Annotated in this window: 15 protein-coding genes; all 15 read right to left on the reverse strand. The window is 41.3% G+C overall.

Annotated elements, in window-relative coordinates:
* Positions 1–6,720 (reverse strand): hypothetical protein (locus F824_RS26190; RefSeq protein ID WP_154654346.1); only part of this gene is annotated, 6,720 nt, incomplete at its 3' end.
* A 609-nt stretch (positions 6,721–7,329) separates the two neighbouring features.
* Positions 7,330–8,481 carry a glycosyltransferase family 4 protein gene (locus F824_RS0118535; RefSeq protein WP_019599430.1) on the reverse strand — a complete coding sequence of 384 codons (1,152 nt, stop codon included), beginning with the start codon at positions 8,479–8,481 and terminating at the stop codon, positions 7,330–7,332.
* A 132-nt stretch (positions 8,482–8,613) separates the two neighbouring features.
* Entirely contained in the window at positions 8,614–9,666 is a 1,053-nt protein-coding gene (locus F824_RS0118540) for an NAD-dependent epimerase/dehydratase family protein (RefSeq protein ID WP_019599431.1), read from the reverse strand.
* Positions 9,667–9,694: 28 nt separating this feature from the next.
* Complete coding sequence (locus F824_RS26950; RefSeq protein WP_019599432.1) at positions 9,695–10,837, reverse strand: glycosyltransferase family 4 protein; 1,143 nt, start codon at positions 10,835–10,837, stop codon at positions 9,695–9,697.
* Between the two features lie 7 nt (positions 10,838–10,844).
* Positions 10,845–11,771 (reverse strand): NAD-dependent epimerase/dehydratase family protein, encoded by a 927-nt coding sequence (locus F824_RS0118550; protein WP_019599433.1) that lies wholly within the window; start codon positions 11,769–11,771, stop codon positions 10,845–10,847.
* Complete coding sequence (locus F824_RS26200) at positions 11,772–12,875, reverse strand: glycosyltransferase (RefSeq protein ID WP_161629730.1); 1,104 nt, start codon at positions 12,873–12,875, stop codon at positions 11,772–11,774.
* Positions 12,872–13,897, reverse strand: a complete 1,026-nt coding sequence (locus F824_RS0118560; RefSeq protein ID WP_019599435.1) for an ATP-grasp domain-containing protein — start codon at positions 13,895–13,897, stop codon at positions 12,872–12,874. Before F824_RS0118560 ends, F824_RS26200 begins: the two co-directional genes overlap by 4 nt.
* Positions 13,898–15,793 (reverse strand): asparagine synthase (glutamine-hydrolyzing), encoded by a 1,896-nt coding sequence (gene asnB / locus F824_RS0118565; RefSeq protein WP_019599436.1) that lies wholly within the window; start codon positions 15,791–15,793, stop codon positions 13,898–13,900.
* A gap of 2 nt (positions 15,794–15,795) precedes the next feature.
* On the reverse strand, positions 15,796–16,929 hold the full coding sequence (locus F824_RS0118570; protein ID WP_019599437.1) for a CapA family protein: 1,134 nt from the start codon (positions 16,927–16,929) through the stop codon (positions 15,796–15,798).
* Between the two features lie 2 nt (positions 16,930–16,931).
* Positions 16,932–18,044 (reverse strand): hypothetical protein, encoded by a 1,113-nt coding sequence (locus F824_RS26205; RefSeq protein WP_019599438.1) that lies wholly within the window; start codon positions 18,042–18,044, stop codon positions 16,932–16,934.
* Between the two features lies 1 nt (position 18,045).
* Entirely contained in the window at positions 18,046–19,182 is a 1,137-nt protein-coding gene (locus F824_RS0118580; RefSeq protein ID WP_019599439.1) for a hypothetical protein, read from the reverse strand.
* On the reverse strand, positions 19,182–20,384 hold the full coding sequence (locus F824_RS0118585; RefSeq protein ID WP_019599440.1) for an EpsG family protein: 1,203 nt from the start codon (positions 20,382–20,384) through the stop codon (positions 19,182–19,184). The genes F824_RS0118580 and F824_RS0118585 overlap by 1 nt, the downstream gene beginning before the upstream one ends.
* Positions 20,385–20,441: 57 nt before the next feature.
* On the reverse strand, positions 20,442–21,560 hold the full coding sequence (locus F824_RS0118590; RefSeq protein ID WP_019599441.1) for a glycosyltransferase family protein: 1,119 nt from the start codon (positions 21,558–21,560) through the stop codon (positions 20,442–20,444).
* 70 nt (positions 21,561–21,630) lie between these two features.
* A complete protein-coding gene (gene asnB / locus F824_RS0118595) occupies positions 21,631–23,643 on the reverse strand; it encodes an asparagine synthase (glutamine-hydrolyzing) (RefSeq protein ID WP_019599442.1) in 2,013 nt (670 codons plus the stop codon).
* A gap of 3 nt (positions 23,644–23,646) precedes the next feature.
* Positions 23,647–24,675, reverse strand: a complete 1,029-nt coding sequence (locus F824_RS26955) for a glycosyltransferase family 2 protein (RefSeq protein ID WP_019599443.1) — start codon at positions 24,673–24,675, stop codon at positions 23,647–23,649.
* Positions 24,676–24,705 lie beyond the last annotated feature (30 nt).

Genomic DNA, 24,705 nt, shown 5'->3' on the forward strand with positions numbered 1-24,705 from the left:
ACCTTCATCAATCATTTCTGCAATGATGATCGCGGTGTCGTCCTCGCAGATTTCCAGTACCGATGCGGCGGAAATCCCGAACTCCGGTCCATCCGACGGTGCTACAGTGAAATCAGCCTCTATGCTTGGGCAGTCATTGGCATCGAAAACAGTGTAGCTGTAGTCTCCCGGAGCCAAACCGGTGAATTCAATACTTGTTGCTCCGGCAGCAAAGGGTACAGATTCGTTGAATCCGTTGTTGCCGGCTATTTCAATTCTGTATGTTCCAAGACCTCCTGTTGCAGTGATCAGCGCCACGCCGTTGTCAAGTTCGCAACTGGTATCCGTCACCGCGTGAGTGGGGATGATCGGATCAGGGGAACTGATGGTAAATTCAAACCCGGGAACTTCACAGTTTAATGTGGATGAGATATCCGTAATCGTGACCGAATAAGTGCCCTGCAAAAGTTCCAATGTCTCCAGTTCAACTTCGGTAAGTGCCGTATGGGATTCCGGTCCGCTGACCGTGTATCGGTAATCATCATTCCCATCTGCAATCAGCACACTGCCCAAACCGTCATGGCAGAGTGCATCGACTCCGGCGAACGTTGCTTCCGGAAGGGGGTGCACTGTAACTTCCACCTTCAGTGGCGGCACGTCGCAGGTATTGTCCCCTGAGATTCCAACCCAGTATTCGTACACAGCATCCCGGCCTTCCAATCCGCTGATGGACAACTGTCCGGAACCGTTGTCTGTGTAGGTCACTCCTCCCGCTGAACTTACGGGCTGCGTGAGCGCTTCATCAAAATAAAATTGATAGACAGGGATAGCCAAGGGGACACCTTCATCAATCATTTCTGCAATGATGATCGCGGTGTCGACCTCGCAGATTTCCAGTACCGATGCAGCGGATATCCCGAACTCCGGTCCATCCGACGGTGCTACAGTGAAATCAGCCTCTATGCTTGGGCAGTCGTTGGCATCGAAAACAGTGTAGCTGTAGTCTCCCGGAGCCAAACCGGTGAATTCAATACTTGTTGCCCCGGTAGCAAAGAGTGTAGATTCAGTGAATCCGTTAGGGCCGGCTATTTCAATTCTGTATACTCCAACGCCACCTTCTGCAGATATCTCTACAGTTCCGTTGAAAAGTTCACAGGTAGTAGCTGTCACATCAAAAGAAGTGGTGACCGGATCAGGGGAACTGATGGTAAATTCAAACCCGGGAACTTCACAGTTCAAAACGGAAGAGATATCCGTGATCGTAACGGAATAAGTGCCCTGCAAAAGTGCCAATGCTTCCAGTTCAACCTCGGTAAGTGCCGTATGGGATTCCGGTCCGCTGACCGTGTACCGGTAATCGGAATTCCCATCCGTGATCAGCACACTACCCAAACCGTCATGGCAGAGCGCATCGACTCCGGCGAACGTTGCTTCCGGAAGGGGGTGCACTGTAACTTCCACCTTCAGTGGCGGTACCAAACAGGTATTGTCACCTGTGATCCCCACCCAGTATTCGTACACAGCATTCCTGCCTACCAATCCGCTGATGGACAACTGTCCGGAACCGTTGTCCGTGTAGGTCACCCCTGCTGCTGAACTTACAGGCAGCGTGAGCGCTTGGTCAAAATAAAATTGATACACGGGGACGGCAAGAGGAACACCGCCATCAATCATTTCTGCAATGATGATCGCGGTCTCGGCCTCGCAGATTTCCAGTACCGATGCGGGGAAAATCCCGAACTCCGGTCCATCCGACGGTGCTACAGTGAAATCAGCCTCTATGCTTGGGCAGTCATTGGCATCGAAAACAGTGTAGCTGTAGTCACCCGGAGCCAAACCGGAAAATTCAATGCTTGTTGCTCCGGCAGCAAAGGCTACAGATTCAGTGAATCCGTTGGGGCCGGCTATTGCAATTCTGTATACTCCAACACCACCTTCTGCAGATATCTCTACAGTTCCATTGGGAAGTTCACAAGTAGTAGCTGTCACATCAAAAGAAGTGGTGACCGGATCAGGGGAACTGATGGTAAATTCAAATCCGGGAACTTCGCAGTTCAAAGTGGAAGAGATATCCGTGATCGTAACTGTATAGGTGCCCTGTAAAAGTTCCAATGTCTCCAGCTCAACCTCAGTAAGTGCCGTATGGGATTCTGGTCCGCTGACCGTATACCGGTAATCGGCCTTCCCATCCGTGATCAGCACGCTGCCCAAACCGTCATGGCAGAGCGCATCGACTCCGGCGAACGTTGCTTCCGGAAGGGGGTACACTGTAACCTCCACCCTGAGTGGCGGTACCAAACAGGTATTGTCACCCGTGATCCCCACCCAGTATTCGTACACAGCAGTCCTGCCTACCAATCCGCTGATGGACAACTGTCCCGAACCGTTGTCCGTGTAGGTCACCCCAGCCGCCGAACTCACAGGCAGCGTGAGCGCTTGGTCAAAATAAAATTGATACACAGGGATGGCAAGAGGAACACCGCCATCAATCATTTCTGCAATGATGATCGCAGTGTCGGTCTCGCAGATTTCCAGTACCGAAGCGGCGGATATGCCGAACTCCGGTAGCTCTGAAAAAGCAATTTGAAAGTTGTCGGTGATGGGGCATCCATTGGCATCGAAAACAGTGTAGCTGTAGTCTCCCGGAGCCAAATCGGAAAATTCAATGCTTGTTGCTCCGGCAGCAAAGGATACAGATTCACTAAAGCCGTTCGGACCTGCTAATTCAATTCTATATGCTCCAACTCCACCATCTGCAGATATCTCTACAGTTCCATTGGAAAGTTCACAGGTAGTAGCTGTCACATCAAAAGAAGTGGTGACCGGATCAGGGGAACTGATGGTAAATCCAAATCCGGGAACTTCGCAGTTCAAAACGGAAGAGATATCTGTGATCGTAACTGTATAGGTGCCCTGTAAAAGTTCCAATGTCTCCAGCTCAACCTCAGTAAGTGCAGTATGGGATTCCGGTCCGCTGACCGTATATCGGTAATCGTCGTTCCCACCCGCAATCAGCACAGTGCCCAAACCGTCATGGCAGAGCGCATCGACTCCGGTGAAAACCGCTTCCGGAAGGGGGTGCACTGTAACTTCCACCTTCAATGGCGGAACGTCACAGGTATTGTCACCTATGATCCCCACCCAGTATTCATAAACAGCAGTCCTTCCTTCCAATCCGCTGATGGACAACTGTCCCGAACCGTTGTCGGTGTAGGTCACCCCAGCCGCCGAACTTACAGGCAGCGTGAGCGCTTGGTCAAAATAAAATTGATACAAAGGGACGGCAAGAGGAACACCGCCATCAATCATTTCTGCAATGATGATCGCAGTGTCGTCCTCGCAGATCTCCAGTACCGATGCGGCGGAAATCCCGAACTCAGGCAACTCAGAAGAAACAATGGTAAAGGGATAGACCTGACTTGGACAGTCATTGGCATCGAAAACAGTGTAACTGTAGTCCCCGGAAGCCAAACCGATAAATTCAATGCTGGTTTCTCCGGATGCAAACGGTTTGGATTCAGCGAAGCCGTCCGGACCTGTTACTTCAACCCGGTATTCTCCAACGCCTCCCGTTGCAGATATCTCAACCGATCCATTAGGCAGTTCACAATTTGGAGGACTGGGGATTTCCGATCCCTCCACGATGCTTGGCCGTATGATGGTTGCCAGCCCCACACCATCACAAACCAATTGCGGATTCAATTCAAAGGCTTTCTTATTGTAATATCTGATTTCATACTCTCCATCCGAAAGATTAGAGAAAATTCCTGAATCATTATTATCTATAATGGCACCATTCAGATAAAGTTCATACCACACTGGAAAACTGGGTATAGAACCGGAATCCGGTTCTATACTACCATCATTCTCTATATTACAGGATATATTGAACCCTGTAAAAGAAATGTTTTCAGGAATATCAAAAACTTCAATTTGGGTATTTATATAAGTCTCTACCCCACAATCCCTTACTGCCCTGATCTGATAGATGCCTGGTGCAAGACCATTGGCTGTCAGTGTCAATCCAGTTGGGCCAATTTCAAATTCTGCAGTTGCAGAAGTTATTGGAATCCAATTGCTCACTGCTGCAGGGCTGGCACCTAGACCATACTCCCATCTGATTTCAAGACCAATGGCAGCAAAGAAATCTGCTAGGTCTTCTTCAGCAATGACATCTGTAAACTCTTCGTTTACAAGTAAATTGATTAGAGGCACTCCAGGAGCAAGATCTGCTCCCTCGCAATATTCAGGTTCAGAATTGGTGATGGTAAAAGTGGGGGTGTTTAAGACTTTTACAGGATCTTGGGTAATATTATTTTGATATACGCACTCTGGGTACTCGAATTTCTCCGTATCAAAAACTGGATTTAATGCTCCATCATAGGTGATATTGCCACTATAATTTCCCATTATAATAATTTCCACGTCTCCAGCAGGAATAGTCAATCCTTCGAAGATGTAATTGATTTGGATTTCACCATCTGTAAAAGCCAGTTCAAAATCCAAATCACCTGTCAATTGCCCTAAAGTTCTTTCTGAAAAAGGGGATGTTTGCCCATTAAAGTAAAAAGAAAATTTAGTATCGTTCAGTACTTTAAGTAAGGCCGATTTATTTTCAATATTAAAAGTCAAACTTAATTTCCCGGGATCGCAAACTCTATTTGCTACCGCTTTCAAAATAGCCAAATCGACCAAAGGAATACCTACAGGGCAGCCTTGAGCAGAGAAAAATGTAGCCTGAACGAGAAAATTATTTAAGGGTTGATCAAAAGGGTCTACACAATGATCGGCTGGATTGTTTTGAGGGAAATCAGGGAATATATCTCTGGCATATCCTGCATGATTCAGTTGCTGTCTCGGGATGCTGAGGTCTCCTCCGACGTTTACATTGAAATACCCATACTGGTTCCAAACACTTCTTGCAGGAGCCCATGGCGTACCGGAGGATTTAAGTACTGTTAATCTACTGGGAGAATAAAATTCAGGCCGCCCAAATTGATTACGATCCCATTCCGTATAAACGATCTCAGCCTGTCCGTTTTTATCTAAATCTGCTACAATTGCCCCCTCTCCCGCAGTATTTGATTTGGCTACAATCATCGGGACTTTGTTGGATCCATCAGGCCCAAGAATACGCAAAAAATCCTCGTCTCTATAGACGATTTCTTGGATCAAGTCCTGATCAAAATCAAACATGGTCAATTTTGTATAGCCTGATTCATCGGTGGTTTCAAGTAATCCATTGGATCCAAAAGTTGACAGCGGTACCAATTCGTTGCTTGCCCTCTTGTATTCAAACATCCACAAGCCATAAGTCACCGTAAATCCTATTTCAGGTGTCCGATCCCCTTGGATATTCCCGATAAAAGGAGCACCGGTCATTCTTAGTCGGAGATTATCTACGGGTCTTTTAATTGGATTGATGATTTGACCATTTGGCCTGTTCAAAGACACAGTTGAGTGGGCTATTTGTCCATTTGGATTCCATACATATACTCTTCTGTTGTCCTGCCCAAAGGCATTCCCATTGGTCACAATAATATCCAACTGATTATTAGGCCCCATCACATCTGGAGAAACGCCTAAAACACTGGCCACACCTGTAAGACCATCTCTTGGAGTTTGACCATTTATTGGAGGAGCCATTCTGGGGATCATTTCCCAAGAAGCCCCAAAATTTATATCATAAACAGTGTTTCCGGCAAGCAATTCCAAACCGTTGCTATTTGTCACATCAGCTGCTACGGTTAAGGCGATAGTACCTCCATTGGACTCAACTAAAGAGTAAGTATCTTCTAAATCCAAACTGGCCTCCCAATAAGGTCTATTTTCAAAATGGCTATGCCCCACCATTCCAATTCCGCATGGAATCCCGCCAGGACAAATACCAGGACCTTTGGCTTTTCTGGTAATATTTGGAAGGGCACTTAAATCATAAATTTCATCATAAATATAAAGTTCAGAAGTCGCATCTTGATTGAAATCGGCCATTCCAGGCGCAGCCCCTTCTCTAAATTGAACCAAAACATCTTGAAAAATAAGGGGATTCACTCCAAAATCATCAAAAACTCTCAATGTCACCAAAGGCACATTGTCTCCATATTTGAAATTGGTTCTGCCTATTTCATTAAATACACCTGGGGTTCCCGTAAAACGGTATGCTATTATTCTACTACTATTTATATTATCTAAGTCAGGTGCAGTAGTTTTTTCGGGAGCTTGCGGGCTTGCCGCTTGATTCTGAGAAGTTGCAACAAAAATAGTGGGGTAAAGATCATCTGCATTTATTTTGCCTACTACAAAGGGAGTTAAGCCTTCCAGATTGAATTGAGGTGTTTCTATAACCCCTATTTGATTAACTGAAGTGCCATCATATTTATAAACGATTATATTCTTGGTAGTTAAACTTAAGTAACCATTACTTGTGAATATAACGTTGTCACTTGAAGCGACAAGTATTTCCGGCGTTCCATCACCAGTAACATCCGCAATTATAGGTGACGCATAGTGGGAAGTTCTTTCGTTTGAACGAATACCGGCAGCAACATCAAAAATTGGTGGCTGCGTAAAATCATCATCCGGATCAAAACAAGATTGTTCAATTGGAAAAATAAAATCACGAACATAATCATCAGTCTGAATCTGCTCGAACCTTGCGGTGACAAGCTCCTGATCCACTGAATTTGATGCTTTTATCAAAAAAAACATCGGGAGAAAGAATATCCAGTAATTAAGATTCATTTAAATCCAGTATAAAATTTTCTTTCTGCAACCTGTTCACTGGAATTGTCTATGCTTTGAGATAAACCCTTCGCAACAAAATTCTTGGCTAATCTGGTATAGTTTCTGATTTTCTCGTGCTTAATGCACCAAAAATCACTAGTAATGGGTAATCGTGTCAAATTAGAAGCTTTAAATATACAAAATTTAGACAGGAGCCTGTCAAAAAATAACATTAATTTTTCAAGATCAAGACTGTCCGATAAGTGGTTATAAATACCAGTTTCCCCGATACAATCCTTCCTAATGGGTTTGATTGGATTGGAAACAAATATCTCCGGTGTGACCCTTGCCAATCATAACCTGTAATTGTTACTATTTACTTTTGAAATCTTTTCAAACTCCCAATTCTTCCTGCTCTTTATTTTGACCCGTATTGTCCATTGCCCATGCCATTCCAGTCTGAAATAGAAATGGTAATGCATAACACGGGTTTAGTAATGGCCAAAAACCGTAAAACCAACAATAGCAGCCAAATGGCTGCTATTGTTGGTTTTACGGCATATTCTAGGGAAGGGGAACCGGGTCTGTGAAAATGCGAAATCCCAATGCTGGAACAGTATCGGGGAATTACCCCTCCTTTTTTAGTCCAATCAGAAATTCAGCAAATTCATTGTAAACTACATCATTATCGCCTTTTCTAGCGGTTAAACTGACTGCATTTTCACTGAATTCCTTCAGTTTATCCTTCTCCTGAACAAAAAAAGAGATGTTCTCTGCTAGTTTCAGATAGTCTTCGGGCTGATTGTTAAGACCTACATTTTCGTCATCGATCAAAGTTGCCATTTCGCTCATCAAGGAGTTCAGTATCGGAAGGCCTGCTCCCAAATAATCAAAAAACTTATACGTAACGGATTGGGTAGCTCCCTTGCTGTATTGCGCAAGGCCAAGGTCAGCATTGGCATACTGGACCAAAAGCTCCTCGTAACCAATTCTTCCCAAGTATTTTACATTATCCAGCTTTTCTTGATAGCGCTCCACCATTCCGGCATGCTCTCCCACACCTGCAATAATAAAAGAAGTTTTGCCGGGCAACTGCTTTTCCAGTACTTCGGCAGCTTTAAGAATACAAGGGATATCATAAGCGATCCCGAGATTCCCTGCATAAACCAATCTCACTTTTTCCGAAGGCTCTCTTTGAATCTCTTTCAATTTGGCCTGCACCTCTTTAAAAGGGACTGTTGGATAAAAAGCAGCAGTCTTGTAACCTCCTGACTTCTTCCCTTTTATCCATTCAATATATTGATTGGAAATGGCTGTAATGGCAGTGGAATTGTCAATCAGTTTTCTGACGCTTTTGTTATAACGGCTTATCAAAATCTTTCCAAACGGTTTCATGAGCTTGGGAAAAATCCTCAGAATGACATCTGGCCAAGGGTCAATGATATCAAAGGCAAAGGCAATTTTTCTTTCTTTGGCCCAATTTGAAATTGCGAGTGGCGTATCTATCGGAGGAAAGGCACACAAAATCACATCAGGTTTCTCATGGGATTGATTGAAATAGGCCAAAATGTTTTGGGTATAAACCTTGTGCGCTTTTATTCTTTCCCTTGACAGATTTTTGGAATAGGAAGGTGATTTTATAAAAACCGTTTTCACTCCATCTTCATCCATTAACTCTGTTTGTTCCTGAAAACGAACATGTTTGTTGGCATGCCGAAAAGTTGAGGAAAAATAGGTGACCGTTACACCTTTGCTTTTTAAAGCGGATGCAATACTCATATATCGCATTGGTCTGGTTTGATCCACCAATGTCGGTTCATACAATGACACTATCCAAATATTCACATCTAAATCTTTATTGTTGTCTGAATATCAGCGAAATTTTTCTTCCCGGCTTCACTGAAAACAATTCTACTGTTCCCTATTTACCCAAGCCTGATAGATCTCTTCAAAAGTTGTCTGGAGGGATTTGGTGATATCCCAATTTGGGTAATGGGATTTCATTTTCCTCAAATCGCTGTAATAACAGATGTGATCTCCTATTCTATTGGTCTCATCATATTTATATTTCATCGGCTTTCCGCTGATTTCGGAAATAATCTGAAATGCTTCCAAGACAGAACAGGTATTGTCCTTTCCTCCACCCAGATTATACACTTCAGCTATTCTTGGTGCAGCAATAAATTCCTCAATAAATCTTGCCACATCATACGAGTGGATATTGTCCCGCACCTGCTTTCCTTTGTATCCAAAAACGGTATACTCTTTTTCTTCAAGGTTACATTTAACCAAATAACTCAAGAAACCATGCAGTTCAACGCCCGAATGACTTGGTCCTGTCAGGCATCCGCCTCTCAAGACACAGGTTGGCATGTTGAAATATCGGCCATATTCCTGAACACTGATATCGGCACTGACTTTAGAAGCCCCAAAAAGGGAATGCTTGCATTGGTCTATACGGAAAGATTCAGCAATCCCATGCTCGTATGATGTATCAGCATAATCCCACCTTGTCTCAAGCTCCACCATTTCAATTTCATTTGGAGCATCACCATACACCTTATTGGTAGACATGTGTACGAAAGGAATGTCTGTTGAATATCTTCTCGTGGCTTCAAGCAAATTGAAAGTCCCTACAGCATTGGTGTCAAAATCATCAAAAGGGATAGCTGCAGCCCGATCATGGCTGGGTTGTGCAGCAGTATGCACAATGGCATCAGGAGCTATTTCTCTGATTAGATTGATGACACCCTCTCTGTCTCTGATATCCAATTCATGATGGTGAAATTCATTGATTGTAGACTCAAGTCTGTTCTGATTCCAACGGGTATCACCATTGGGTCCAAAAAATACAGCCCGCTGATTGTTGTCAACCCCGTGTATTTCCCATCCTAATTTTGCGAAATGCATGCAAACTTCTGAACCGATCAATCCGGAGGATCCGGTTACCAATAACTTTTTCATATTTTAATGCTTAATAATTATTAATTTTTTAATCCAAAAAGACATTCAGCAATTCATACGCTGCCTTTTTCATTCTGTCTTCATAGGGTTCATACAAATCCACACCGAAATCTCTTTTGGGTGCATTCACGAGATGATTGGCCAAAGTTTCTACATCAAAAGGCTCGAAATAAGTTCCTTTTTCCTGAAGCTGCTCAATATTGACTGGTAAACTGGAGGCGATGACAGGAACTTGAAGTGATCGGGCATCCTCAATTACAGTGCTCCAGCCTTCAAACAAACTGGGTTGTATAATTGCCTGGGAATATTTCATCAACATCAATTGATCTCCTCGCGGGATCAAGCCTAAAAATGAAATCTGATCTTTCAGGTTGTTTTCATTCACAATATCATGCAATTGACTCAGGTATGGTGAATTTTCGGCAACAGGAAACCTTCCCGTAATGGCAATGTTGACTGGAATACCTTTCTTTTTGAGCATCGCCACAGCTTCAAAAACCACTTTGTGGTTTTTGTGCTTATGGAATTGATTGCTGATCATAAAGTAATTTTCCTTTAGCCCATATTTTTCCCGCAAGTCCTCAATGCTCACATCAGGAAGACCCTCAATAATGGATACAAAATGATAGATATGGACTTTGAGGGATTTTGGCATTTTGAAAAAATGGTTAAAATCATCTTTTACAGCCTGACTTGACAAAACCAGATCTTTCGAGTTATTCAAAATAAACCGGATTTTCGCATATCTTCCAGCGCGCTTTTTCTTGGACCAAAATTCAGGATACCGCATGTGCTGTAAATCGGCATACCAGGAAACCAGTTTTGCCTTTGATTTACTTTTGACAGGATATTCGTGCATTGGGAAAACGGCATCCAAATGATATTCCGCAATCAAATCGTCAACAAAGACATTTTTCCCTTTCAACCAGGATTGAATGTAACCTTTATACAACCGTGGAAATTGATGGGGTATAAATTCGGCATATGGGTAATCTATTTCATCAATGAAATTTTTTAGCAGCGGGTTATAAAAAACAAAGATTTTGGGCATGTCTTTGTCTTCCAAAAATTTGAATATCCTGATGGAGTTCGTGAGATAAATGCTCCCTCCCATCCAAACCGGATCGAAATTAAAAATCAATCCAAGCTTTAATCTTTCTTTTTGTACCATTCCTGTTCTATTTCCAATTATTGATCAAATCTTTGATTCCTTCTTCCAAAGTGTGTTTTGGTTCCCATCCGGTAAATTTCTTGAGTTTGGAAACGTCAGCAAGCAAATGCATTCTCTCCACCTTTCTCACACGTGTAGGATCAACATCGATTTTCACTTCTTCCTCCAGAATTTTAGAAAAAGCTTCTACAACTTCAGTCACTGAATATTCAATGCTGCGGCCTAGGTTGAAAGTTTCGACACCTATATTTTCTAACTGTAGGAGTGCCCAAACTGCCTCTGCCATGTCGTGTGTATGAATGAAATCGCGTTTTGGCGTAAGGTTACCCAAGCTCAATACTCTTTTCCCTTCTCTGAGCTGATTTTCAATTTCCGGTATCAAATGAGGATTTGTCTCGTTGGGTCCAAATGCGTTGAAAAACCTGCATACAATGGTATCCTTGCCTGTTTCTGCATTGAATTTCTCACAAAGCCATTCTCCTGTCAATTTGGTGAGTCCATAAATATCAAGTGGGAGGAGCGTGTGGCTCTCTGACACCGCCAAATCAGAAATGGGGTATACTGCCGCTGTAGATGCAAAAAAAACTTTCTTCAAGTTGCTGCAATTTTTTGCTGCTGCCAGTAAATTTTCTGTTCCTCTGATATTGATTTCTGAAGCTTCGAAGGGATGCTGATTGCAATAGGGTATAAAATGAATCGCAGCCAGGTGGACAAGGATGTCAGGGTTGATTTCTGTAAGGGTTTTGGAAATAAGATCTTTGTCCCTGATATCCATCAGGTGAAAGCAATTGTCTTCTACATCAATAAAAGATCTGCTGCCAAAACTCAGGTTGTCGATCACATGTACCTCATAGCCGCCTTTTTGAAGTCGGGGGACCACCGCAGAACCAATAAATCCGGCTCCACCTGTCACTACTACTTTTATTTTTTTCATTTATAACTTATTTACTTCTTGAATATTAGTCTTTACACTACTCATAAAATCGAAATAGGCATTGCAGATTTCCTTGGAGGAAAATGATTTGATTGATATTTTGGCATCCTCGCCCATTTTATTTCTCAATTCCTCATTTTCCATCAGCAAAAGCAACTTTTCGGCAAACAATATTTTGTCATGCAGTGGAATAAGGTATCCGTTAACCCCATTCTCAATTAGATCTGAAGGGCCCGCGACACAATCGTATGCTATTACAGGCAATTTTGCTGCCATTGCTTCACCGATGACATTTGGAAAGCCTTCTGAGGAGGAGCTAAAGGCAAATATGGAAGCCCTCCCGTAATACTTTTCAACGTCCTTTTGCATTCCTTCGAAATTCACCCTATTACCAACACCTAGATCCTCTGCAAGCTTTTTCCATGCCAACTTATTGTTCTGCTTGAGGTGATCATCCCCTACCAAGGTAAGTTCCCAGTCATTTTTTGGCAAACTTGCGAAAATTTCTATTAATTCATTTTGATGTTTTGATTGTATCAACCTTGCCACCATCAAAATTTCCTTCCTTTTTTCATCAATCGGCATCTCCTGTACAATTGGATTGCCGATCACCGTCATGTTGTTGTGTCTGTAAATTTTTTGGTAAACCTCTTTTGCTTTTTGCGTCTGGGCAATAATTCCGTAAGCCCCGGGATATAAATATTTTCTGAGTTTCTCCTGCAAAGGACTCAAAGGCTTATCGGGCTGACTTCTATCTGAAACAAATACTGGAATCCCCAATCCTTTGGTTGCCAGCAAGACTAAATTGTTCCAAAGCACTCCAAAAGAAAGTACAGCCTCCGGGTTTAATGCTTTTATTTTTTTTCTCAAAAAAAACACCGTCTTCACCGTAGAAATCCCTCTTCTTTCAGGGTCAAAAGGAAAGTCCGGAAGATGAATCTGAATAGAGGGGTCTATGTTATAAAAAACATCTCTTTTGATCCCATAAAGGATCAAGTCCACTTTTACACCTTCCCTTTTAACAAAATCATTTAACAATACAGAAAAAACCCTCTCCATTCCTCCAGGTTGTAGAGAATGGATGACAAAACAAATATGGTTCATGCTTTCGTACCTTTTTGAATCATCATGTCCACCATCCATCCATAAGGATTGAATTTTCCGGGATGCCAATTCAGTTCTTGGTCCCAGTACCCTGTACAGGCATCATATCCCTGATTGGCAAATCCAAAACTGATTTCCACCAAAAGTGGGTTTTGATTTTGATCCATGACGTAATCGTAGGCGATGCATTGCGCTTGGAGTTTTTGCTGGACTTCAAAAGATATTTGCACACAGTTCAGCGGGATTTGTTTCTCATCATAAACAATAAACCCACTTCCGGAGGCCCTAAAGTCATTTTCTCTGTTCATTCTTTTGATGGCAAATGCTTTGTCTCCCACGACAACAACCCGGATATCCGCATCATTCTCGGGAATAAATTCCTGGAAATAAACATAGTCCATTTCATTGCCCATGACTTTGGCATATCTGGGAGGCTGAACCAGCCTAACCAAGCCTTTCCCAACTTCACTCGCAGGAACTTTGCCACTTCTCCATTTCCTAAACCGTTCCTTTAAACTGCCTACTGAATCATAGGCTGCAAATCCTGAAGAAAAGGCTTTGTTCACCATTTTCTTGGCTTCGGCCGCAGTGCGCACGAGCTGCACGTTTTGAGATCCTGCACCACCCCTCAACTTGAAGACCTTAGGAAAGGTCGTATTCACAATCCATTGATTCGCTGAATTTTTATCATAAAAAACCCAAGTGGGTACCAATGGTGCATCTAGTGCTTCAAGAAGATATTTTTGCCCCACTTTGTCATCAAAATGCCATGCAGTCTTGAAATCTGGAAAAATCGGTATCCCTGCTTGATCCAAACTGAAAATCAGAGATTTGGCCATCACATTGTCCCTTGGGCTTGCCTGATTGAAGTGAAAAAACAAAGCCTTACAGCCTTTCAGTTCTTCAATGATATTGGAGGCATAACAATCCACAAGTTTATAAGGAATATCAAATTCATCACAATAGGCTTTCCATCTGAAATGAAAAAGGTGGTCCCTCAAATTGTTGTGTATTGCTATCATTTAGTCTAAATATTGTTTTGCCCAGATCTCAAACCCTGTCATTAACCAAATGGTATCCAAGTCTGCTGGTGAACTGTTTTTTAAATTTCTGAAAAGTGAATCCGTATACGCTGAGTTAAACAATCCTCTTTTTACGATTCCCGGCAACAAATCATTTTCCCATCTCTCTTTAAACGCTTCACTGCCAAAAAACTCTTTCAACGGAATCCCAAAGCCCATTTTATCCCTGTAGGCAAATTCTTCATCGAATTTTTCTGAGCAGATATCCTTGAGGAGTTTTTTGGCCTCTAATTTCCCTTTATATTCTTTGACTAATTCATTTTCATCGATATTCAGAGAGGTGGTGACCATTTCATTATCCAAAAAAGGGACTCTGTTTTCAATGCTATGTGCCATAGACATCTTATCCTGCCGCATCAAAAGATCTGGAAGATAGGTAAGCAGTTCATATTTGCGATGTCTTTTTGCATCAGCCCTGGTTATCGTTTCCAAAATCTTCTTCCTTTGTTGAAGTGCAACCTTCCAATCAAAGTTCGGAAATATTCTTGCGGCATTGCTGAAAGTCCCAAAAGCAGCGCCTAGGATCATCCTATTTTCAGGATTGGAATAATAGGAAACAAAGGACTTTAAATCTTTCTTGTTCTTTTTGAGTTCTGAGAGAAAATTTCGGCTCAAATAGGCGGATTGTTTTGCGGTCACAAATCTGGAATAGCCTGATAAGGCTTCATCAGCTCCCTCCCCACTCAATAAAACCGTTACGTGCTTTTTTGCCTGCTCACTCAGCAGGTAGATCCCGATGGTATTGGGATGATTGATGGGTTGTTCGAAATGCCAGGTAGCCTTATCCATCACCTCAAAATAATAGTCTGCCTTGAGTTCAAACTGATGGGATTGAAGCTTCAATTTTTTTGCTACAATATCGATGAATTTTTTTTCGGTGAATTTCTGATCTTCAAAGATGACCGAAACAGTTTCAAGGTTGCCTTTGTCCAAGCTTTTACTTGCATAATGTGTCACCAGGGAAGAATCCACTCCACCCGATAGCTGACAGCCTAATTTCACATCACTGATCATCTGCCTTTTAACACTGGCCTCCAATGATGCATCGAGTTTTTCAAATGCGGTTGGACCGGAAATGGAGGTGTTTCCTTCATTTCGAATATCATAGTATTTTTTGAGGACCAGCCCCTTGGAAGCAGAGACCTCCGCGTAAGAGCCCGGTTCCAAATTGTGGATTTTTTTGAACAAGGTTTTATTGACAAGGTTTCTGAAAAGCAAAAACTCACTCAACTGCTTTTGATCCAGTTCAAATTTAAAATCCGGTAAGGCTTTAAAGCTTTTCATTTCTGAAGAAAAGGCAATCCTGTCCTTCTCTTGGAGGATGTACAAAGGCTTTATGCCAAATCTGTCTCGAGCAAGGAATAAAACCTTCTTTTTGAGATCTGCTACTGCAAAGGCAAACATCCCATTCAATCTTTGGAGCATACCCTCCAACCCGTATTCACAATACAGGTGCAGTGCAACTTCTGTATCCGTTTGACTTTTGAAGATATACCCTTTTTCAATGAGCTCATCTTTGTAATCAAAGGCATTGTAGATTTCCCCATTCATCATCATCACGACATCAGCTGTAGGACTGACCATTGGCTGATGCCCATTTGGGGACAAATCAAGAATACTTAACCTGTTAAATCCGAATATCAAATCAACAGGGTTGAGAAAAGGGGCTTCTTTCGAATGTTGGATGGGTTCAACTGTTTGTTTGGCAAGATCAATACCCACTATTCCCGAATCATCAGGACCACGGTGGTGTTGAAGGCTGATCATCTCCCTTATCGTACTGTTATCAGGTACAAAGGAGCTGTTGAGATTATAATAACCTGAAAATCCACACATGCTTAGCTGAGTTTCCTGTTTAATGCATTTAACAAAACTTCCCTATGGGATTCACATTGAATCAGATTTTTCAAAAGTCTTTGCTTCCCTTTTCCCATGATATCGGGCAATATATTTCTTCGGTTCAATGCCGTCAAAACCTTGTTTTTATAAGGTTGTATTCTTGTCAGCATGATGGACTCAAGTTGTTTTGAATAGGTGTCAAAAGCATTTTGGAGCTGGTCGTCATCCGCTATTATACTGTTCAATTTCAAAATGTTGTCTTCCAACGGTTTGCTTGATTCCGCATCTAAAAGATAGACTCCTGCATTCTCATCATTTTGCTTGATGAACTTATATTCAAATTCGGGATTTTTCCCTTTTTCAAATTTAAGTTTGAGAATCATTCCTTTGTTCCAGGTTCCGTTTCTTAGGCCTTTCCAATCGAAACAAAAATTGCCAAGACTATAAAAAATTGGTTTTCCCTGATAAACCTCATGTCCCGAAATAATGTGGGTATGGTGTGCTACCACGGCATCTGCTCCCGCATCTATCATAAAGCGGTAGGTCTCCTTCATTCTTGGGCTGGGCAATTCATAGTGTTCATGGCCTCCATGTAAAACCACCACAACAAAATCAACTTCCTTTTTTAATTTCTGGATAGACCCAAAAGCTTTGATCGGATCGAGCGGATTGCAACCAGGTTCGGGTCCTTCAGTGGTTGACCATTCATGCTCGGTCATGTTCAGAAATGCAAATTCAAGATTTTGGATTTGCACCCGATGAATTTTCGCTGCTTCAGCAGCATTCAAACCGCTTCCAAACCAAGAAATACCCGCATCATTCAAGGCGCGGTATGTGTCTTTGATGCCCTGCGGTCCATAGTCCCTGAAGTGATTGTTGGCTGTGGCGACCAGCTTGCAATTGAGCCAATCCAGTATTTCCGTTGTTTGTGGAAGTGACTTGATATGTGGTCCTGTTTTGGGTATGCCATTTCCAACTGTAGTCAAAGGGCATTCCAAATCAATTATGTTGAGGTCATTTTCAAGAAAGAAGGGTCTGACTGATTTCATGTTTTCATCCCAATCCCCCTTTAGAAATGACTCTTCCATCCTTTCCCAAGGGCAAAAATCTCCTGTAAATCCTATTGAAACCATATCTATCTCAAATAATTTTCCAATTCATCGGTAGAAACAAATTTAGCTTCCGGCCACTTTTTACTTATTTGTGATAGCAGTCTTTCGAGTTGCTTCAAACCAATATCTTTATTTTTGGGATCTATAAATCCTACAAAATTAATTCTGTGGGTACAGATCACTGCTGGCTTTTTAAGATTAAAAGCGGCTTGGATCCTACCCAGAACTTTATCTGTCCAATCTATATTTGGATTGGTCGCGGGTTCAAATATACAATTCCTCACGTTATAGAATTGGCCAAATCGGTTTCGCGAGCCAAATGGATGCGGAATCAGTTTGTAATTGCCGAATTTCCCGGTGGGAGCATATTGATTGGGAAGTCCCTGAATACAGGACACCCCATTCTGACCCAAGGTTTCCTCTATTCCCGAATCCCAATTGTAGCAAGGAGCAATAAATGATTTGGAATGAAATCCGAATGTGTTTTTAAACATGGTCAAACCTTCACTGATGATTTCATTGTGTTGGCTGACTTCACTGACTTCATCCCAGTCATATGCTTCCATGAAGCTATAATCTTCGTTTCCCGAAAAAGTAGTCCCCCATTCAAATGCCTCTTTCAACTTTGAATTGTCTTTTTGCAAAGACGTTAGCCATCTGTTCACATGGAGATGTTCTCTGCCATGAAACTGCGGGAAAAAAACACCTTCTTTTAATCCTTCTTTCCAGACATCCAGATTATTTGCGTGCTTTGGGTATTTTTTAAAAGTCTCATAAAAAGGCTCAAAATGGTATTCCCTGTAATCGGAGGCTTTTATTTTGTCAAAATCAGGGTTTGCCATGATTGCATTGGCCGTGATTTTGGCCGGCTTTCCGTCAGAACCTTTAAATTTCATAAGCAATGAAAACAAGTCCTCCAGATCTTCTTTACTCGCTAAAGCATCCACTTTATAAAGACTTCCTTTGATATCAAATCCTTTTTTTTCCAGGTGCTCCAAGGCGTCTCTTGAAGGTGTCCGAATAGCTCCCCAGTCATCTGATTCAAATACAATGAGTTTTTGATTGATATTGGCACCCCTCAAATTGGTTTTTATTCCCCCAATATAGGATTTAAGTTGTGTTGGATTGTTGAGCATTTTAATGGTTCTGTTTCTGCTTTCCCGCTACCAAATTCCCCATTTCCTCAGTGGTCATGAAAGTTACATCGGGCCATTGCTGTTTGATAGATGTGAGCAATCTGTTGAGTTCTTTCAGGCCATGACTCCTGTTCGCTGGATTCAGCCAACCGATATAATTTACCCTATGGGAACTGATTACCGCAGGCTTATTCCATTTGAATGCAATGGAAATTTCTGACAGACAGGAATCCACCCAATCGGATTGCAAATCTGATGAGGGTTCAAAAAAACAGTTTCGGGTGAGGTATCTTTGCTTGTATTTGTTTTTTTGACCAATATAGTGGAACACCCTTCTGGTTTTCCCATATCCTACCGGCTCATGCTGAATTTTGGAAGCACCTATATATTTGATTCCATTGTCGGCTAAGTCTTTTTCCAAGCTATTGTTAAAAGGTCCGTTGGTCGGGACAAAAAAACTTGCCTTGTATCCAAACAACGTTTCAAATTGAACGAGTCCGTCTTGGATTACATCCTTTTGAGATGCTATATCACTTGGCTCAAAAACATCAAAAGCAGCCTGATAACTAACGTGATTGATTGGTTTTCTAGGGGTGATGCCGTATACCCCATGCTCAAATGCTATTCTTGTATCTTCTTCACCCGCCTGCAATGCTTTCATCCAATTTGACACGTTCAAATGTTCTCTTCCGTGAAACTGAGGAACGAAAATGTTTTCACGGATCCCTTCTTTCCAAAGTGCAAATGAATTCGCATGATGCGGATACCTGCGGAGAGTTTCAGGAAGCAATTCATAATGATAGTTCTGGAAGTTATCGGCTTTTATCTTTTCAAAATCCGGATTTGCCGTCAACCCAACCGCTGTAAATTTGCAGTGACTGCCCGACACATCTTTATGTGAAGTCAGCACTTCAAAAAGGTAAGCCAAGTCATCCTCGGAGGCCAACCCGTCATTGGAAAGGTATCTTGCTTCATCAGCGCTTGATGGAACCACTCCTTTTTTAGCCATTTCGGCTAGCGCATCCTTTGAGGACATTCTTATTGCGCCCCAATCGTCACTTTCAATTACAACGATTTTTTTGGGTGCACTCCAACCAATAAGGTTTGATGCATTTCTTAGAATATTTGAAAGACTCATTACAGGATTGATTTTACAAATTCAATTATTGGGAGATTATCATCAAAAATCAGAGCTAATATTGGATTGCCGAAAACGGTTGATAGGCCAATAAAATCAAAGCCAACCCTGAACTTAAAAATGATGACAAAAAGCAAGGCCGGTGAAATGACTTTCAAGGCATAATTCATCCATTTATCTTCTGTATAAGTAGCGGCATAAAATATAAATGTCACCATGGCTATCGAATCTCCAATGATAAGAAATCTGGACCCTGAAGGAATAAGTGCCGATAGATTGGCAAATGCACTAAAAAAAAGAGACAGTCCCAGAAATGTAAGGATTTTTGGAGAAATTTGATCTCTGAAGTAGATGTACCTCACATACATGAAAATCAATATTGCAGCGATAAAATATCTCAAAAGGTTATTTGCCAATATCACATGCCAGCTGAGTGGGATTGGACTTTCACCCTCTTCCATAAACCGCTCTACCACTGCCTCTTGTGTATAAACCATTATTTTTTCCTGAAACAACCCAGGCAATACAGACATATATTGTTTCACCAAATCCAGATTCAATTGCGAGACGAAAAAGGAGATGATAAAAAAAGCAAATAGAGCGGTCATTCGGCGTGGAATGAACAGATAAATAAAAAACAGCGTGATTGGAAATAGAAAAGAGAAATGAATAAAGATGGACAGTGCACACCAAATAGCCCCTTTTATTCTTTCCCCTTTCAGATAAAATGTCAGAAATCCAAAAATGAAGACTTGGGCTGCGGTCCACATTCTCACTCCATTAATGCTCCATATCGGATTGATGAGAATATAGGTCAATAAGAGCAGCGTTAAAATAAATCCTATTTTAACGGGGATTTCATTGACAACCATCAAGATGTTTTTGACATGAAATATCCCGAATATCAGCCCAAATACAGCAAAAAGAATGTTGGGATTGTTTGTAAAATAAGAAAGAAATAAGGTGATCAAGGGCTGATAAAGATCTACTTTCCCCTCCTCTCCTTCAAACAAGTACTCTCCCGCACTTGCGAGGGAGGTATTTTTCTCATTCAAGGAAATAAATTCCTGTGCATATCGGACAGAATCAGCATTACTTTCATAATTGATGACAAAGGTGAGTCCAAAAAACAGGCAAAACAGGGAAAGCAATGGAAAGGCCAAAGGTGTTCTGATGTACTTTATCCCTAAATAAAGTGTCATAACAGGCCAAACCAGCCATAATAAGAAGTGATATATCGGTTTTGTCTCCCGCATGGTTTAATCCGTCAAACTTAGGAACTGCGAACATACATTTTCTATCCGATATTGTTCAGGATTTGGGATAACAATCGAATTTGAGTAATTCTTTGTCAAGAACTCCAGCACCAATTCATTATTGAGATTTCCTGTTTCAATGTTTATAATCGGTTTACCCAAAATGGCGTAATCAATCAACTTACTGGGAGTTTGTGCTTTTCCAACATTGGTGAAATTGACTAGAAAATCCATGGTTGAAAATCTATCCATCAATTCAAGCCTATCTATCACCGGAAACAATTTTATCCTTTTTGATCTTTGGGCAAAGGATTCAACATATTGGGGGGAGCTGGTATACACATGGAATTCAAAATCAAACTCATTCTCCAAACTTACCAAAAACTCCAAAAACTCTCTTGGATCCCTACGGCCTGGGATGAACATCCCGCCATATCCAAAAATCAATTTATTTTCATTTCTTTTTGTTTCATTTATTCTGTATTCTTCAAATTTGAACCCCTGCGGGATCACCACAATTTTATTGTGGAATTCAGGATAGTATCCTATATAGGAGTTCTCTGTCGGCAAAGAAAGGTAATCCGCCTTTCTGCAGAAAGACTTTTCCAGCCAGGCAAAGTAAAAAGGTGGAGAGAAAGTGTCATTTTCCTGACCCATATAAGGATCCCCGCAATCTGCAACCCAAGTTTTCGCAGGATTGCCATCACCCTTTTTATTCCAAACAGAGGACACGCCCCAATGAATGGGATAAGGAACAGCAACAGATATCAACAAATCAAATCCCTTCAATTTCTTCAAGGCTTTGGACACTTTTCCTTTCAATTGAATCAAGGGGTATTCAAACCACAAACTGGATAGCCTAACCATCACCCGATTAAACAGCTGGGCTATGGATGAATTCGACCGAAGGACAGGGACTTTCCAAGTTACTTCTCCTATATCGATAAAATCAACGGCGTATTCCGATAAAAATTTTTCCAGCCCTACTTTAGCAGGAGCAACAACCGTAACTTCATGTCCTTGTCTGACAAATTCCTTTGCCAATTCAGTTGCTCTGAACGATCTAGGAGATATTTCAGGATAAAAACCATAAGTTACAATCAGTATTTTCTTTTTATTCATTGCGCTCATCAGGATTTAAAATTTAAATATAAAAGCGCTTCTTTATTGTTGTGATCATGCGTAAAGTTCATTATGGTTTTACGTCAAACCGCTTCATCCAAAAACCAAATAATATCAGTCTCCAATACGTAAAATCAAAGGGGATGCTTCCATTTACCAAATCATCAAAATAGGCAAGTGCTTCATCCCTTCTAATGATCCCATTGGAATCAGAGATGCTTTTCTCAAGAAGATTTCTGAATTCCTGTGGGTTTTTGCTTTTGACCCAATCCTCTTCAGGTGTAATAAAACCTTTTTTATCCCTTCTGTCCTGGATGGATTTTGGCAATATCCCTTCCATAGATTCAGAGAGTAACATCTTGGATTTGTCTTTCCCGTCCAGGTATTCCAAAGGCAAAGACTGGCAAAACTCAACCAATCGGTGATCAAGAAACGGAACCCTAGCCTCTATGGAGTGGGCCATTGAGTTTCTGTCCTCCCATCTAAGATATCTTGGAAGTGGATTGGTGGAAAGCTGATGATTTGAATTCACCACATGATCATGCCTAAATTGATCAAAATCGTCGAGTGGGTGTTTGGGCTCAAACTTCAAAAATTTAAAATTTAGCAAAGAAAGGATTTTTTTAAAATTTGCCCTCCTTGAAACAAGTCGATACCTTAAACCAAATAGGGGTAAATGCACCAACTGATTGAAAAAAACTGCAATGAGATCCGGTATGAGTTTAATCCCCTTTTTGTCAAACTCAATCTGGAGCTCCGTCAATTGGAAGTTATTTGCCAAATCTTTAATCCGCAATTTTTTAAACAGTCCATATCCACTCAGAAACTCATCCGCGCCCTGACCTGTCAAAACAACAAGTATGTTGTTTTTAGCAGCTGCCTGATACACTTGGTATCCCAAAAAAGCACTTTGGGATTGATAAGGTTCATCCATGTGAAAAATCAGTTTCGGTAAAGTTTTGATAAGCGTAGAAACGTCAGGATAGACATAAGTAGACTTGGCCTCTATATTTGAGGTAACCACATCCATCCATTTTTTTTCAGAGAACAATTCGTTTTCATTCACCGAAGAAAAGGTGTGCAAATCGCTGGATAGAATATTTTCCTTATTCAACTTATCGACTGTACATACGATTGAGGAGGAATCGAGTCCTCCGCTTAAAGTAAACCCAACGGGGACATCACTCCGCAAATGAAGCTTTATGGAGCTTGTAAACAAGTCTTTGAATTTATCTTTTGCTTCTTCAAAAGAGCCTTTAAATCTGGTTAAAGAGGGCTTATACCAATGCTTCTGTGTCAATTTTTGCCCCTGCTTAAATTTCATGTTGCTGAAATCTATCAAGGAGGAATGTCCCGGCTTGAGCTGGAAGACACCTTTGAACATGGTTTCTTCAGTGTGGTCAGTCAAACCGTAAAATATATAATCATGGGCCTTTTGGTGATTCAATTTGGCATCCCATCCATCACATACCGTGAACTGTTTGATTTCACTCCCAAAATAAAGGACATCCTTAGGAGAAACCCAATAGTATAAGGGCTTGATGCCATACCTGTCTCTCACCAAAAATAAAGTTTGCTTGTCTTTTTGGTAGATGGCAAAAGAAAACATCCCAACGAACTTATTGAGGCAATTCTCGCCCCATTCTATATAAGCTGACAGAATTACTTCTGTGTCTGTCCCTGATCTGAAAGCGTATCCCTTTGCCTGCAGTTCCTCTTTTATTTCAATAAAATTGTAGACCTCTCCATTATAAGTGATCCAAAAATTCTGGGAGTCATCACACATGGGCATATGTCCATCTGTGGAGAGATCAAGAATCGACAGCCTCCTGTGTCCAAGACCCAAACAGTAACTCTCCTTCGATTCTATCTCATCAAATTTGGCCTTAGGAGCATAGGGTAAAGCAGCGTCATAAATAGAAGAAGGTGTGTCGCTTCCTCCTAAAACTAAAGTTTGCTTTTGGTTATTCGCGAAAAAGTAACCTTCATCATCAGGACCTCTGTACCTTATAATGGTATTCATTTTAAGAAGGTCTCCTATTTCAATGGGTGTGTTAGAAACAATACCAGAAATACCGCACATAAATTATTTGATTTTTCTTTTAAGTAATTCAAAGATTGTAATTACTGAATACGCCAGCACAAAAATGTAGGGTGATTTAAAAAATGTCCACCCATAAATATTATAAGGAAACCGTAAATCTCGAACAGCTAAACTCTCTGTTCTTTCTCCAAGTACAGTAATTTGTTTTTTTAATCCTTTAAAGTCTTTGGCATTTATTGCTGCAATCAGCGGGAGTATGCAGAAATGAACATATATCTGCCTCAAAAAGCGAACTCTGTCACTTGACTCGATTTGATCCTTATACTTTATCAAAAAACTATAAATATCATCCAGACCATTTAAAAATCCATCACTGGCTATTTTGGATAGAAAGAAATCCGAATTTGTTGCTGAACCTATCCTGATAGTTCGCATATAAAAGGGATTATCAATCAACATATAGTTTTTGGCAAGTGCAAAATATTTCGCTACAAAAATAGCATCCTCCAGGAAGGGCACATCATTGGGGTAATAAATTTTATATTTCTGTATCAACGCATTTCGATAGAGAATGGCCCAGGACCTATCGGGATCTGCATTTGTCGTGTTTTCTCCTTTTGTTTCATGGTGGGCATCCAGACTTTGATGAACTAAGCCTTCATGTCCACTGTAATCCGTCTCCCAAACAAGTTCTCCTAAGTCATTGATTTTTTTAACTTTTAATAAATACAGGTCGGCCGTGTGCTTGTCAACTATTTCTAAAATATCTGAAAGTGAGTTTTCAACGATATAGTCATCGGGATCTATGGGTAGGATAAATTCCCCTCTGGCAATTTTAATCGCGTTATTTCTCGCCCTAGAAACTCCCTGGTTCTCTTGGTTTAGCAGAATGATATTTTGAAACTCCTTTTGTAATTCCACAATAATTTCCGAAACATTATCCGGTGAACCATCATTCACACAAATTATTTCAAATTGATCTGTGGGGATATTTTGAGCTTCAATGGAACGAATGCAGCGTTCAATGTAATCTGCTACCTTATAGGCGGGGATAATAATACTTAGTTTCAAAATCTTGAATTTGCTAAAATAGGGGCTTTA

Source organism: Rhodonellum psychrophilum GCM71 = DSM 17998, from assembly GCF_000381545.1.
GTDB classification, from domain to species: domain Bacteria; phylum Bacteroidota; class Bacteroidia; order Cytophagales; family Cyclobacteriaceae; genus Rhodonellum; species Rhodonellum psychrophilum.